Consider the following 356-nt stretch of genomic DNA (forward strand, 5'->3'; position numbering starts at 1 on the left):
GAACCGGCACGACTTGTTAGTCGAGGGATTTTAAATCCCTTGTGTCTACCAATTCCACCACTCGGGCATCGAGTTTGCTATTTAAAGCAAGTGGATAAAACTAATATGGAGCGGCACACGAGGCTCGAACTCGTGACCTCGACCTTGGCAAGGTCGCGCTCTACCAACTGAGCTAGTGCCGCATCATATTAATTCTGAATTTAAATGCATAAACTAATTTATGTAATATTTTTTTATAAATTACACTTGGCGATGTAATTAAACCACAAAGTGGTGCCCGAGGCCGGACTTGAACCGGCACGACTTGTTAGTCGAGGGATTTTAAATCCCTTGTGTCTACCAATTCCACCACTCGG

At 44.1% G+C, this 356-nt stretch carries 1 tRNA gene; it reads right to left on the reverse strand.

The features are described 5' to 3' along the window. Window positions 1-106: 106 nt before the first annotated feature. A tRNA-Gly gene (locus AN389_RS19715) sits at window positions 107-182 on the reverse strand. Window positions 183-356: the final 174 nt, after the last annotated feature.

This window comes from Pseudoalteromonas sp. P1-7a (assembly GCF_001401855.1).
Classification (GTDB): domain Bacteria; phylum Pseudomonadota; class Gammaproteobacteria; order Enterobacterales; family Alteromonadaceae; genus Pseudoalteromonas.